A 14,574-nucleotide genomic window follows, 5' to 3' on the forward strand; every position below is an offset into this window, starting at 1 on the left:
GGGCGTTCTCAAAATTCTTATTTATAGAAAATATTATATCGCATAACACCAATAACAGAACCTGCTGTTACAGTGCCTGTTTTAACATAATTAACATTATAAGATTTCGTCACTGAACCGCCATTAGCTTTACTATAGCTCCCCATTTTATAGGCTTCATTAACACCAATAACCGTTGGCGAATTTATTGCAGCTGGAGTAAAAGTAATGGCAGTATCACTATCACTTGGATAAACTCTTAAAGCAACGCCAGAAGCGGTAGAGTCTGTGGTTAAACTTAATAAATTAGTAGTATTAGCGATCGTTGTGCCATCAATAAAACTTGCATAAACATCTATTTCCGATCCTGTTTTTATTCCATCATTTTTTTGACAAACCAAACTAATGGTAAAAGATCCACCTCTAACTTCTCCTGCGGTTTCTAATGTTGAACGAAGAACTGGCGTTAAAGGAATATTTTGATCTTGGTTTGAAGCCAATGTACAAGTATTTAATACAGGTGGCTTTATTACTTCACTAGGTAAATTTAAAGCGATACTACCTTGTTGATAAGTACCTGAATTACTCTGATTGGCATTAATACAATTATAACCTACTGTACCTAAACTGCTACCAGATAAAATGGTAATATTTTCACCTGAAAATAATTTATTATCAGCAGATAATGTTAGGATCGCATTTAAAACTACTGTATTATTATCTCTTAATATAAATGAAGATTGTACATTTGGTCGTAAAGTTGTATTGTTCATAACAACATATTTGTCAATATAATTTTGTACCCCAACTATATGTGGGTAAAAAGTCGCATTTAATTGCCAACTTGCACCAACATAACCAGCACATAAATCTTTAAGTCTATTTCCTAGATTAAATTTATATACGAGGGTTGTTGAACCATCCGAGGTTGTATTTGATGATTCACGTGTACCCGTTGAAGTAAAATTTTTTATTACTACTGCATTAGCAGAGAGACTAAAAACCAATCCCATACATAACCATATCTTACCCAAAAAAACTCTCTCTAATACCCTTGGTAATTTACCCTTGCTCTCTTCAAATCCTCTCTTTAAATACTTCACTGCTTTTCTCCTCACTATTATTGACCCTTTAATAACATTGACAACATTGATAATATTGCTTACCTGATTACGCTTATTCTCTCAAATTGATAACCTAATCAAATTTACACACCACTGGCAATATCAATGGATATGAACTCTCTGATGCGGATTTAATCCGTAAGTCATAACTAAACTCGCAACGCTTCTCTCCCCAAGATAAATGTAACTTACCTCGCTCTTTCAAACCGCGACTATAAATTCTTCCTCCTTGAGCTACCACGCCTACTGACTCTCCACTCTCATTAAACACTTCCGTTCCTATCGGCGGAAAATCTTCATCTATATTGCTTAAATCAAAGAACGCTACTTGACCTATCTGCGTCGCAAAATTTACCAATATCGCATTATTCGCTCTCGGTATCACTCGTTGCTCTGTCGCCGATAATTCCACTTCATTTGATAAACTTTCTGGATTGATTCCTACATAATTCACATTATATGGATCTACATAAGGCACTATTCCATTACCAAAATAATCTATCTTATTCGCACTCGTTCCATTTATCTTCGCCCCTGTCGCTCCTTTCGCATGAATTATCGCAAACGTCTCTCCCAATTCTGGCGTTAAACTTACCCCTTTCGGATGAACTACCAACCCACCTGATATATTCCCTGACCATTGTTCACTACCTGAATTGCTCCGACTCCATGAACCTCCTATTCGGGCTAACGAACTCGTATAACTATTGCTTATACTTATTCCTGATGTGTTATTTCTACTTTGATGATTTATACCTATATTGTAGTTATAGGCATAATCTTCACCTAAACTACCTGATAAACTGCTGCTAAATGTATTACCATTACTTCTATCTATATTGATTGTTTGCGATAAATATGGACGATTCTTACCACTACCAAATGTATAAGATAACGTTACATAAATCGCATTATTTTTTACTCCAAAATGATTCCGACTCTGCGAAAACGCTACGTTATAGTTTAATTGCTTGTAATTGTTGCTATAACCTAATTGATATTCCAATTGTGGCTTACGTTTATTCCAATAACGATTACTCGTCCCCAATATATAACCGTAACCCCAACCCGCTTTAAATGTCTGACTTATCGATAACTGAAACTGATGTTTCGACCTATTACCTAATACCCCTCTGTCAAATACATAAGCTCTACCATTACCCTCTCGGGCTCTTAACGTATCCTCTAAACTCAAATAATCCCTCGACAAATATCTATACGCCGCTAACGTGATATTCGTATTCGTCTTATCTAAACGTGTGTTATAACTACCATATATACTATAACCCCTATAACGACTCTTCTCGCCTCCCTCTATTCGTCCGTTCGATAACGTTATATTGCTCGAAAATGTACCTATACCCGTATTCCACGATAAACCTAGGAGTTCTGAATGATAGCCTTCTGAAACCGTTGCCCCCAAATTTATCGTTACATCATTGCTTAAACCATATTGCCACGTCCCCTGACCGACTTTTGCTTCATATAACCGACCATCGTAACGATAACGACCTACGGTAAATTGATAACGGCTATACCCCGGACGCATTAACTGAGCGGTTGCGGTATAAGGAACGGTAAAATAACGGCGTTCGCCATTGGCTTCTAAGATTTCTACTTGTAAATCGCCACCATAACTTATCGGATAAAGGTCATCTATCGCAAACGGTCCTGCTGGCACATTGACCTCTTTTAACAAATTACCATTTTGGCGAATACTCACTAACGCATTGCTATTGGCAACCCCTCTTATTACTGGGGCATAACCTCGCTCAGAGGTCGCCAACATTCTGTCATCGGAGCGTAATTGCAATCCTCTTACGCCAAAACTTTCCATTAAATCCCCAGAAGTAGTAAAATCGCCGACAACGAATTGCGCTCGCAGAGGGGCAACGTCAGTTTGTAAATAGGTTGAGATTGATTGATAAGGATCACGTTTTTGCTTAAACCACGTTTGACTCCCTCGATGGCGTAATGCCCAACCAGCCACATTTACCCCTGCCTCAATACCTAAATAACTTTGATCATAGCTAGTACCAGCATAATTATAACGATAATAAGAGGCATCATAACGAACAAAAGCCACAGGCACACCTGTTTGCCATTGGGCAGGTGAAATATAACCTGCTGGACGTTGACGAATATAGGCTTGTGCCAATTCCACATTCAGCGTCAAAGTTGCCACATCAAATTTGACTTTCGCTTCTGGCACGACTTCACTCAATAACGGACATTGTGCCAACCCTGATTTATCGGTATGAATTGCTTGTGAATTGAGATCAAGCAACTCTAATAGGGTAGGCGTTGCACATAAAGACGCACTATTTTTCTCGGCGACTTCCGCAAATTGCAAATTAATACGTCCTTTCAACTTATCATTTAAGTAAACATCAGCTAAATATTCCCCCTCATTAACAGGATTACCATAGCTAAAACGACGAATATCAATTTGGTTCGCCGATGAACCTCGCAAGAAATCCGCATTAAACTCGGCAAAATCCGATTGGGCAAAACTAGGCAATGCCATACAACCAAGTAATGCCGTCAATAGTTTATTCAATTTAAAGCTCTGATAAGACTTAGGTAAAGGTGTCGCTAATGTTATTACTTTCATAATATTAATCTTTTATTTGTTTCGTTATTGGGTTAGTCTGTTAAATGAAATTTAACGTAACGGAGAAGTCCCCTTTGGTCTTGCACCATAATCATTGATAACCGTCCAAGCAACAGTGCCTTGGCTCACATTGCCAGCCAGCTCGAATTTTTGTTGGCTAAAAGGGGCAAGCATATCCGCTTCTTTCACACTGACTTTACGTCCGCCATTTTGCTCCACCGCAAGCTCCGAATAGGTAATAAAATAAGGGGTTTGATTATTTGCCACTAAAAAGGTTTTATTGCCTTGTCGCTCAATATGCCATTGCACTTGTTTATAGGCTTCATCAACGCTTATCGGCAAATTCTGCGGACGATAAAATAATTTTAAACGGCTACGAATGGCGATTTGTAAATAATTATCCACACCAGAATTGGCACTAGGTTTCGGCGGAATATCTAAGATATTAAAGTAAAAAACCGATTCTCGATCCTGTGGTAAAGGCTCGCCAGTATAGGTAATACGCAAACTTTGTCCTTTATTGCCGTCCACTCGAGTAATGGGTGGCGTAATCACAAAGGGGGTCTTAATTTGGTCAGGTGCGGCTTGTGGGTCGCCATTATCAATCCAAGCCTGTACTAAAGAGGGCGATTTATCCACATTAGTCAGTTGTACTGTAATATTTTTTTGTTCTGCTGGATAGATAATTCGAGTGCCTGTTACCACGATATTGGCTTGGCTTAGACTTGCCCAAATAGCACAGAAAATCAATAAAACACCTTTATACATAACGCAATCCTTTTATTAAGGCAATATAATAGAATTTAATAGAAAATTGGGTAGTGAATACTACCCAATAAGAGAAAATCCTGTGTTAAGGATTATTCGTAAGCAATAGTATAGGTCGCTTTCGCTGTTACATCACCTGCTGTTGAGGCACCTGTTGCATAGTATTGTGCATAGAAATTATAGGTTTGAGATTGGTTAGATGTAACAGGTTGCGCCGCAATACCTTGATTAGAACTAGCAATATTAATAGCTGTACTAGCATCATCAAGCAATAATTGGATTTCTACATTAGTTGCATTTCCTGTTGTTAAGGTATTCACTAAACGACCTGAAGTAGTATTTACATCTGAATTTGTTTCAAAAAATGGTTTAGCAGATGTCAATGTTCCCAAACCAGAACATTCAGATAAAGTAATAGTGAATGGAGTTGTTCCTGCCGTTTTACCATCTGCATTTAAAACTGTTTTTGATACAGTTGGTAATGTAACTGTACCATTTGTATCTTCACTACCAATTTTTACTTTACAAGTCGCATCAGTAATTGTTCCATTAAAAGTAATAGTCCCCTGAGTAGCACCAGCAAGTTGTGAAAAACCTAAACTTGCAGTAATTAATGTTGCTAAAACTAATTTTTTCATTATTGATTCCTCTTTACGTTAAGTGGATAGTTAAATGGAGTCCGAATTATAGAGAAATCGTCGATATAAGTAAACATTATGCAGGTAATGATTTTCAAAACTTTACAATGAGATAGGGGGGGGGGTAATTGACATTTTGATAAAAATAGCATAGCCACCCCCCCCCTGCAAAATAGTGATAAACACCACATAATTAACCTATTTTAGCAAAATATTCTAAAACCAGACCAATTAGCAGACTATTTATAAAACAATGTATAAATTGCCAAACTTTTTATTCTACCACTTTCCACCGTTCCTGTTTTCACATAATACACATCGAAACTTTGCGTTCCTTTACCTTGTTGAAAGGAACTAAAGGGGGTAGCAATTTGCCGATTAAGCACTTTTTCATAACGCCCTGTGGGATAATAGACTATTGGCGATGAACTTCCTTGCGGATAAATTTTTAAGCCTACCCCTGTGGCTGAATCTGAACTTGGCTTTAAAATATCACTGTGATTATCCGCCCAAATTCCATCACTAAAAACCACATAAGCACTGCTCAAGGAGGAGGTCGTACCGCAATCAGTGCTAATACTAAAACGCCGACCAAAGATTTCATTTTGGCGTGTTAATTGGCTAACCGTAATGGTTGGCATAGTAATATTAAGATTTCGTTCAGAGGTTATTACACAAGTCTTGGTATTTACCAGCGAATCAAGGGGAATATCACTGACCTGTACATCAACCTTACTTGAGTGTAATTTTATCCCTTCTGGTGTTTGACAATTTATCTCTAACGATAAAACTTGGCTTGGAATAACCGCATTATTTTGTCCTGCAAAAATATATTCATCACTTTGCTGAATAGCTAAACTCGCCTCAAGTTCCAGTTTTGCTGAACGACGAGCGTCCACTGCAATCCGTTGTTGAGACCCCCTTATGACAAATTTTTGTCCTGCGATACGAGCCTGTAAATCAAGGCGATTGGTATAAGAAGAAAGGTAAGGGGAATTTAAGGATAAGGAAGTTGTATTAATCTCAATGACGACTAATCCTCGATAAGGTCGTCCTCGCCGATTGGAACATAACTCTCGCACATCTTCACTTGAATAAGAAGTAAATCCTTTGCTGTTCGGATCATATTTTAGCTCGATTACTGCCCAAACAGTATGTGAAAAGCAACAGGATATAAAAAAGAAAAGCATTGTTATCATCATTTTAAGCATAGGCATTTTTCCTTTTTACGATGCCAAGAGGGTTTAGTGGTAAAAAAAAATGCGGTAAAAATTACCGCACTTTTTAATCTTATTAAGGATTACGCTTAAACTTACTAAAATCAGGAGCTCGTTTTTCATTGAAAGCGTTGCGACCTTCTTGCCCTTCTTCAGTCATATAGAATAACATTGTGGCGTTGCCTGCTAGCTCTTGTAAGCCTGCTTGTCCATCACAATCGGCATTAAGTGCCGCCTTTAAGCAACGTAATGCAATTGGGCTATTACGTAACATTTCACGACACCAACGCACTGTTTCACGCTCTAATTCAGCATAAGGAACAACGGTATTCACTAATCCCATGTCTAATGCTTCTTGAGCATTATATTGGCGACATAAGAACCAAATTTCACGTGCTTTTTTCTGCCCCACTAAGCGAGCCATATAAGACGCTCCCCAACCGCCGTCAAAAGAGCCTACTTTCGGACCTGTCTGCCCATAAATGGCATTATCGGCGGAAATGGTAATATCGCATAACATATGTAGTACATGTCCGCCACCAATGGCATAACCAGCCACCATTGCCACCACAGGTTTAGGGCAAGTGCGAATATCACGCTGGAAATCTAATACATTTAAATGATGTACCCCAGCCTCATCTTTATAGCCACCATAATCGCCACGCACTTTTTGATCGCCACCAGAACAAAAGGCTTTTTCGCCCTCGCCTGTCAATACAATCACACCGATTTCTTCATCAAAACGTGCATCAGAAAAGGCTTGGATCATCTCTTTGACAGTTTGCGGACGGAAAGCGTTACGCACTTCAGGGCGATTAATTGTAATCTTTGCAATCCCATCGCTAGATTTATGATAACGAATGTCCGTATAGCCTGCACTGTGATCCACCCATTGTACAGGGGCATAAAGTACATCATCTTTTGGATTTTGCATATTAATACCTTATTGTTAAAAATAAAATGAAGTGAAATTGATTATATACGATCCTCAGGGGAATGTAATTAGCCCACAAGGAGATTTATAGTCGTTTCAATTTAAAATGAGACAAGGCGGAACGCCGAAGACAGTACAAGTAGTACGGCGAGGCGTACCAACGCTGTATCATTTTAAAGTGGAATGACTATAACCTTGCTCAATAATCCCCTTAGCACAAGCATAAGCTGAGCTCCAAGCCCATTGGAAATTATAGCCACCGAGCCAGCCTGTTACATCTAGCACTTCGCCGATAAAATAAAGCCCTTTTACCTTGTTAGCTTGCATGGTTTTTGAGGAAATATCGTGGGTATCCACGCCACCTAAGGTAACTTCTGCGGTGCGATACCCCTCTGTGCCATTTGGGGTAACTTGCCAATGATGAATTAAATTGACTAACTGTTTTAATTGTAGCTTGCTTAAATTAGCAAGGGGTTGATCTTGAATGTGCTGTTGTTGTAACCATAATTCCACCAATTTTTTGGGCAATACTCGGCTAAGGGCGGTTTTTAATTGCAATTTTGCCGATTGTTGGCGTAACTGAGTTAAATATTGGTCAATGGCTTGTTGTGGTAATAAATCAATTTCAATGCTTTGATTTGGTTGCCAATAATTAGAGATTTGTAAAATTGCAGGGCCTGATAACCCTCGATGAGTAAATAACAGTTGATTGTTAAAAGATTGTCCTACTTGGCTTTTTACGCTAACAGGCAAAGATATGCCTGCAAGTGCGGTGTAATATTGTTCTTTTTCTCGCCAAGTAAAGGGAACAAGGCTGGCACGAGGGGCAACGATTTTTAAGCCAAATTGTTCGGCAATTTGATAGCCAAAGGCACTCGCCCCCAAGGCTGGCATAGACAATCCCCCTGTGGCGATAATAAGGTGCTGTGTTTGCCATACTTGCCCGTTAGCTTGTAATTGGAAACCCTGTGCAGTGGCGGTAACTTGCTCTACTTGCTGACGTAAGCAAATGGTTACCCCAGCTTTTTGACATTCTTGTTGCAACATAGCAACAATCTGCTCTGCCCCTTGATCGGTAAAGAGTTGCCCCTGCTCTTTTTCGTGATAAGCGATACCATATTGAGCGACAAGGGCAATAAAATCCCATTGGCTAAACCCTGCTAACGCCGATTTCACAAAATGCGGATTTTGGCTAAGATAATGTTGTGGGCTAACCTCAAGATTAGTGAAATTACAATATCCGCCACCTGACATTAAAATTTTACGCCCAATTTTTTTACCATTATCTAAAATGCTAACCTGTTTGCCTGCTTTCGCCAGTTGGCTAGCACAAAATAAACCTGCCGCCCCTGCACCAATAATAATAATTTCGCTGTTCATTGCTGTGTCGCTCGCTGTAATCCCTCTGCCATTTGCATACTTTGGATTATACTACGCCGTTCCACTGTACTGCGTCCACTATCTAAAATTTGTTGCCAAATGGTTAAGGCTTGAGCATAGTCGGCATTTAAAAATGCCTCTGAGGCAAGCAAAGATAAACTGGCGGTATCTAAAGGATCTTGAGCGAGGGCTTGCTGAACGAATTGTTGGCTTTGTACGGTCATTTTTTGCCCTGCCTGATAATATAAGACCGTTGCCATAGCACCTAATATATAGGGTTTATCGCCAAGTAAAATTTTTGCTCGGCGAAAGGATTCAAAGGCGTTAGCAAATTCATTGTTAAATAAATAAAGTTGCCCTAATTGATACCAAGTTTCGCCGTTATTGGGATCTTGTCTTAGCCGATTTTGGACATTAATAAGGTGTATATCATTTTTTTGTTGGCTATTGCTTTGTGCTAAGGTGGCGTGTTGCTGTCTATTGGCTTGTTGTCCTTGTTGAGCCTGTTGATAACGAGGGAGAGTAAAATAATAAGCGAAGCTCGCCACTAAAACCAATAAGGCGAGCAAGCAGGCAAAAATAGGACGAAAACGCACCGCACTTAGTGGGCGATACTGAGCATTATATTGTTCATCTTGCAATAAACGCTGTGCCATTTCGTTGGCAAGTTCAGTATGTTGAGTTTGTTGAGCTTGATACAGGGCAATATTGGTTTGTTGGCGATGATTTTTTTGCCAATCAATAAATTTGCTCATTGGCACACAGAGCAAAATGACAGTCAATAAGCTAAATAAAACCAAAACAAACCAAAATAACATTATTGTTTATCCTTATGGGCAAGCAGTTGAGCGAGAGCTTGTTGTTGCTGTGGGGTTAATGATGAATACGTTGTAGCGGATTTACGGCGAATATGAAAAATCATCATCATTAGCCCACCCACTAATAACAATAAGGGTAAGCCCCATAATAACAGGGTATTCCATTGTAAAGGCGGTTTGTATAGCACAAAAAGCCCAAATCTGTCGGTCATCAGTTGGATAATTTGCTGATTAGATTTGCCCTCTTCAATCATACGATACACTTCTAAACGTAAATCATAGGCAATAGGGGAATTAGACTCTACCAAGTTTTGATTTTGGCATTGCGGACAACGTAGCGATTTAGCTAAAGCCACTGCCCTTATGCGTTGTTCTGGGCTAGAAAATTGGAAAGTATCCACCATTTCAGCTTGAACAGTAAAACTCAATAATAATCCTAATATTATCAGTAACTTGTATTTCATTTTTCTGTCCATTGTTCAATAATTGGCACAAATTGTTGTTGCCAGCTTTGTTGATCCAGTAAACCTGAATGACGATAGCGAATAATACCATATTGATCCACTAAATAGGTTTCTGGCGCACCGTCCACCCCAAGATTTAACGCCAATATGCCTTGTGGATCAAATAAATTTAGCGTAAAGGGATTGCCCATTTTGGCTAACATCTCTAAGGCATTTTGCCGTTTATCTCGGTAATTTAAGCCCACAATGGCGATATTTTGTTGTGATAAATAGATTAAAAAAGGCTGTTCTATTCTGCAAGCGGTACACCAACTCGCCCAAACATTAAGCAAATACCATTGTTTCGGCAAATGTTGCTGGGTTAATTGTTGTTGTGGTTCAACTAAATCCGCTAAATAAAACTCAGGAACGGCTTTATCTATTAATGCCGAGCTAATCTTTCTGGGATCTTGTTGCAACCCTGCTAACAATAAGCCACAAATGGCAATCACTAAGATCAAAGGGAGAAATAAAATCTTTCTATTCATTGCGTTGTTTCCGTAAAGCCAATACGCCCAGTAAAGCCCCTGTCGCCATACATAAACCGCCTAACCATAGCCAAGGCACAAAGGGCTTATAATGCAAGCGGAAAGCAAATTCATTGGGAGCAAGTTTATCGCCCATGACAATATAAAGATCGCCAAACCAACCACGCTGTAACCCCACTTCGCTCATATTCATAGTTCTTACATCATAATGACGGCGCTCTGGATAAAGTGCGGTCAGTTTTTGATTATTTTTATAAATATGAAAAATGGCTTTTTCGCTGGTAAAATTTTTACCCAGTTCATTGCGAAAACCCAAATAACGAAATTCATAGCCATTTAGCACCGCACTTTGCTCAGGCTTTAATCTTACCCCAATTTCGCTACCATAGTAACTATTCATTACCGCACCGATAACGGTTATTGCCACGCCTATATGTGCCACCAACATGGCTTTACGTTGTAAAGGTAACCTAAACCAATTTTGCCATAAACAAGCCAGCAATAACCAAAAAGCCAAACTGACAAAAATAAAGGCGGTAAGATGAAATGTTAGGCTCGCTTCTTGGCGTAATTGCATCATAATAATGGCACTGCTTAGCCCTAATGCTGGCAACAATAATAGGCTTAACTTGCTTAAACGGCGTTGTTCAACTTTTTTCCAACGTGCCAATAATGCCAATAACATTGCCAACAAAGCCAAAATAATTATGGGCATAAATAGGCTATTAAAATAAGGTGCACCCACAGAAATTGAGCCTAAACCCAAGGTGCTAAATAACATAGGATAAAATGTGCCGAGAAAAACACAAAGGGTGGCGACACTGAATAACAGGTTAGCAAACAATAATAGGCTTTCTTTGCTCAATAATGGAAAACGAGCAGGGCTTTTGACCAGTTTGACTTTAAAGGCAAATAAGCTGAGGGCAACCACTAACAATAAGAAAAACAATAATAATAATGCTCCCCCTCTGGCACTATCAATGGCAAAGGCGTGTACCGAGGTTAATGCCCCTGAACGCACGATAAATGTGCCTAATACACTTAAAGCAAAGGCAAAAATGGATAATAAAATTGTCCAATAACTAAAAATCCCTCGTTGTTGGGTGGCAATCAGGGAATGTAATAAGCCTAATCCCACAAGCCAAGGCATTAATGAGGCGTTTTCCACTGGATCCCAGAACCACCAACCGCCCCAGCCTAGCTCGTAATAAGCCCACCAAGAACCTAACGCAATACCTAAGGTTAAAAATAACCAAGAAACCAATACCCAAGGGCGTATCCAGCGAGCTAAGGCGGCATCAAGATGACCGCTGAGTAAGCCAGCCAAGGTCAAGGCAAAATTCACCGCAAAGCCCACATAGCCAAAATACAATAATGGCGGATGAAAAATCAGCCCTATATCCTGTAACATTGGATTGAGATCTCGCCCTTCTAGGGGAGAAGGAAATAAGCGGTTAAAGGGATTAGAAAGCAATAAAATAAATAGGCAAAATGCCAGACAAATTAGCCCAAGAATAGCGAGAGAACGAGCGGCAATAAGGGGATCATAACGGCGACTTTGCCAAGCAAAGGCGGTTAGCCATAAGCTCAGTGCAAACAACCAAAATAGCATTGATCCCTCGTGTCCGCCCCAAGTTGCCCCTATTTTAAATAACAGGGGTAATTGAGAATTAGAATGGGACGCCACATATTCTAAGGAAAAATCATCAAGCACAAAGGCATAAACTAAACAGGCAATGGCAATAATGCTAAATAAAGCGACTAAATAGCTTAAATTCCACGCACTACTGATTAACTGAGCATTATGTTTATAAATGCCAATATGGGGCAAAATGGATAACAATAAAGCACAGACTGTGGCAAAAACTAACGCAATAAATCCTAATTCTGCAATCATTAAGTTATCCATTGATTAAGTGGTTATGCTATGGTGAGCTGTCCTGCATAAAGAATAAAATAACGTAAACATAATACGCCAATTAAATCACAAATAGAGACGAAAATAATAAAATGGCGATGATATTTTAGCTTATCGCTCACCGCTAAATTCCCCAATAATGGAATTAAAATCCCAATAAACATAATGCCTATCCAGAAAATGCCGCCCCAAAATCCGCTCAAGGCATTATACATGGCAACGGTTTTTTGTCCGCCACCAAAATGTAAGCCAGCAAAAAAGCACACAATTAAAAACAGCTCCGCCAGCATAATCGGCACTTCAAACTTGTGCATAAAATGCACTTCGTCAGAATGTCCTTTCAATTTGCCTAGGGTTAAAATCAGGATAAACACCATAGCAATACCTGATGACGAACCTGATGCAAGGAATAAAGCAGGTAATACAGGATTATTTAGCATTGGATAGCTAATTAAAGCGGACAATAAAAAGCCCGTATAAGCCCCTAATAATACCGCCAAAATCAATAATAATGACTCTAACCAACGTTCAAATCGCTGTAAAACATTAAGCCAATTTACCACAAAGGATAATTTGGGGATAAAACGTTGCAATAGCAAACCAATTTCTTGCCGAAAAATAATGCCGATCCACATAAATACCGATGCCATATAAATTTGGAATAGCATTACTCCCATAGACATTACGGAATTGAATTGGTAATTAAACATTAAATACCAAAACGTCCAAGGTTTGGTTAAATGGAAAATTAACAACAATAATCCAATAATCACTGTACTTGGGGCCAAAATCGCTGCACTACGGATTATCCAATTTTCACTGGGTTTAGTTAATTGGCGATGACGCTTATATAAAATCGCCAATAACAACGAACCTGAGGAAATGCCTAATAAAAACAAATAAATGGCAATGGTTGAATCCCAAACTAAATTAGGGGTATGAAAAGGAACAGGATAATCTAAGGTCATCGTCTTGGCTCCCCATATTGGAATGGAATATGATATAAATTAGGTTGTGTACCAAGCTCCACTTTGGTGCGATAAACAGGGTTGCTTTTTACTTTTTTTGCCACCTCACTTTGCGGATCATTCATATCGCCAAAGGTCAAGGCTTTGGTTGGACAAGCCTCCACACAAGCAGGTTGTTTACCTTGGGCTAAATTGGTATCTCGGCAAAAATTACATTTATCGGCACTTTTATGCACAGGGTGAATAAAACGTACACGATAAGGGCATACCGCAATGCAATATTGACAACCCACACACAGATCCTTATGCACATCAACAATGCCTGTGCTTTTATCAATAAAAGACGCACCTGTAGGGCAAACAGACACACAAGGGGCGTTGGTACAATGCTGGCAAGATTGACGGAAAAATTGATATTTCTGATGAGGAAACTCGCCATAGGGTTCACTGCGTAAAATTTCTAAGCGAGATACCCCTTCTGGCACATCATTAACATCACGACAAGCGTCCATACAAGCGGTACAACCAATACAAGCAACCTCATCATGCACCATAGCATAGCGTATCTTCTGCTCGGGTTGATTTTCCTTTGCACTGGATTTTACCGCAATACCTGACACCACAGCTAAAGCCCCCATACCAGTAATAAAATTTCGGCGTGAGCAAGTCATTGGCTATCCTTTTGTTGTTCCTGTTGTTCTAAACGCTGTTGTTGTTTGCCATGGCAATCTACACAAAGTTTAACCTGATCACGATGAGGAATATCGGACATCGCATCTTTTTTTGGGTGCAAAGTATGGCAACTTGCACAAGGTAATTTCATCGCGTGTACATCGTGAGCCCACAACTTTTCACGTAATTTCTCTGGTTGATGACAAGCAAAGCACACTTGGTTCTGCTGTTCCGCACTATACATCGGCAATTTTTCATTAAAAATATCGCCCTCAAACCGCATCACATCTTTTGCCCCTCGGCGATGATCTTCACCAATATTGCCATGGCAACTCACACAAGTAATAGGCTCGCCCGTATTAGGACTTTGCTTACTTAAATGAATACCATGAAATTTTCCAGCGTGAAACACCCCACCTGATTGCCCCTCGCTCCCCTCAAATTTATGGCATTTCGCACAATATTGATTAGGATCACGTTGATGCTCTAAAACAGGTTCATAGCTTAATTCATCATTGGCTTGGCTAGCTAGGGGCAATAATACCATTAACAA

At 39.4% G+C, this 14,574-nt stretch carries 14 protein-coding genes; all 14 read right to left on the reverse strand.

Annotation, left to right across the window (positions count from 1 at the left end; all coding sequences use genetic code 11):
• Positions 1-17 precede the first annotated feature (17 nt).
• A complete protein-coding gene (locus A6A20_RS03710) occupies positions 18-1,082 on the reverse strand; it encodes a fimbrial protein (protein ID WP_279572198.1) in 1,065 nt (354 codons plus the stop codon).
• A 94-nt stretch (positions 1,083-1,176) separates the two neighbouring features.
• Positions 1,177-3,717 (reverse strand): fimbria/pilus outer membrane usher protein, encoded by a 2,541-nt coding sequence (locus A6A20_RS03715; RefSeq protein ID WP_279572199.1) that lies wholly within the window; start codon positions 3,715-3,717, stop codon positions 1,177-1,179.
• A 51-nt stretch (positions 3,718-3,768) separates the two neighbouring features.
• Entirely contained in the window at positions 3,769-4,485 is a 717-nt protein-coding gene (locus A6A20_RS03720) for a fimbrial biogenesis chaperone (protein ID WP_279572200.1), read from the reverse strand.
• A gap of 92 nt (positions 4,486-4,577) precedes the next feature.
• Positions 4,578-5,123, reverse strand: coding sequence for a fimbrial protein (locus tag A6A20_RS03725; protein ID WP_279572201.1), 546 nt, complete (start codon positions 5,121-5,123; stop codon positions 4,578-4,580).
• Between the two features lie 239 nt (positions 5,124-5,362).
• Positions 5,363-6,334 (reverse strand): fimbrial protein, encoded by a 972-nt coding sequence (locus A6A20_RS03730; RefSeq protein ID WP_279572202.1) that lies wholly within the window; start codon positions 6,332-6,334, stop codon positions 5,363-5,365.
• 82 nt (positions 6,335-6,416) lie between these two features.
• Positions 6,417-7,274, reverse strand: a complete 858-nt coding sequence (menB, locus tag A6A20_RS03735; protein ID WP_279572203.1) for a 1,4-dihydroxy-2-naphthoyl-CoA synthase — start codon at positions 7,272-7,274, stop codon at positions 6,417-6,419.
• A gap of 168 nt (positions 7,275-7,442) precedes the next feature.
• Complete coding sequence (locus tag A6A20_RS03740; protein WP_279572204.1) at positions 7,443-8,654, reverse strand: BaiN/RdsA family NAD(P)/FAD-dependent oxidoreductase; 1,212 nt, start codon at positions 8,652-8,654, stop codon at positions 7,443-7,445.
• Entirely contained in the window at positions 8,651-9,472 is an 822-nt protein-coding gene (locus tag A6A20_RS03745; protein WP_279572205.1) for a TPR domain-containing protein, read from the reverse strand. Before A6A20_RS03745 ends, A6A20_RS03740 begins: the two co-directional genes overlap by 4 nt.
• On the reverse strand, positions 9,472-9,936 hold the full coding sequence (gene nrfF, locus A6A20_RS03750) for a heme lyase NrfEFG subunit NrfF (RefSeq protein WP_279572206.1): 465 nt from the start codon (positions 9,934-9,936) through the stop codon (positions 9,472-9,474). Before nrfF ends, A6A20_RS03745 begins: the two co-directional genes overlap by 1 nt.
• The gene (locus tag A6A20_RS03755) at positions 9,933-10,463 is read right to left on the reverse strand and encodes a DsbE family thiol:disulfide interchange protein (RefSeq protein ID WP_279572207.1); all 531 of its coding nucleotides are present in this window, start codon (positions 10,461-10,463) and stop codon (positions 9,933-9,935) included. The genes nrfF and A6A20_RS03755 overlap by 4 nt, the downstream gene beginning before the upstream one ends.
• Entirely contained in the window at positions 10,456-12,360 is a 1,905-nt protein-coding gene (nrfE, locus tag A6A20_RS03760) for a heme lyase NrfEFG subunit NrfE (RefSeq protein WP_279572208.1), read from the reverse strand. The genes A6A20_RS03755 and nrfE overlap by 8 nt, the downstream gene beginning before the upstream one ends.
• A gap of 23 nt (positions 12,361-12,383) precedes the next feature.
• Complete coding sequence (gene nrfD / locus A6A20_RS03765; RefSeq protein WP_279572209.1) at positions 12,384-13,349, reverse strand: cytochrome c nitrite reductase subunit NrfD; 966 nt, start codon at positions 13,347-13,349, stop codon at positions 12,384-12,386.
• Positions 13,346-14,020, reverse strand: coding sequence for a cytochrome c nitrite reductase Fe-S protein (gene nrfC, locus A6A20_RS03770; RefSeq protein WP_279572210.1), 675 nt, complete (start codon positions 14,018-14,020; stop codon positions 13,346-13,348). The genes nrfD and nrfC overlap by 4 nt, the downstream gene beginning before the upstream one ends.
• Entirely contained in the window at positions 14,017-14,568 is a 552-nt protein-coding gene (nrfB, locus tag A6A20_RS03775; RefSeq protein ID WP_279573736.1) for a cytochrome c nitrite reductase pentaheme subunit, read from the reverse strand. Before nrfB ends, nrfC begins: the two co-directional genes overlap by 4 nt.
• Positions 14,569-14,574 lie beyond the last annotated feature (6 nt).

Origin of the sequence: Volucribacter amazonae, assembly GCF_029783845.1 — a bacterium.
In the GTDB taxonomy this organism is placed as follows: Bacteria; Pseudomonadota; Gammaproteobacteria; order Enterobacterales; family Pasteurellaceae; genus Volucribacter; species Volucribacter amazonae.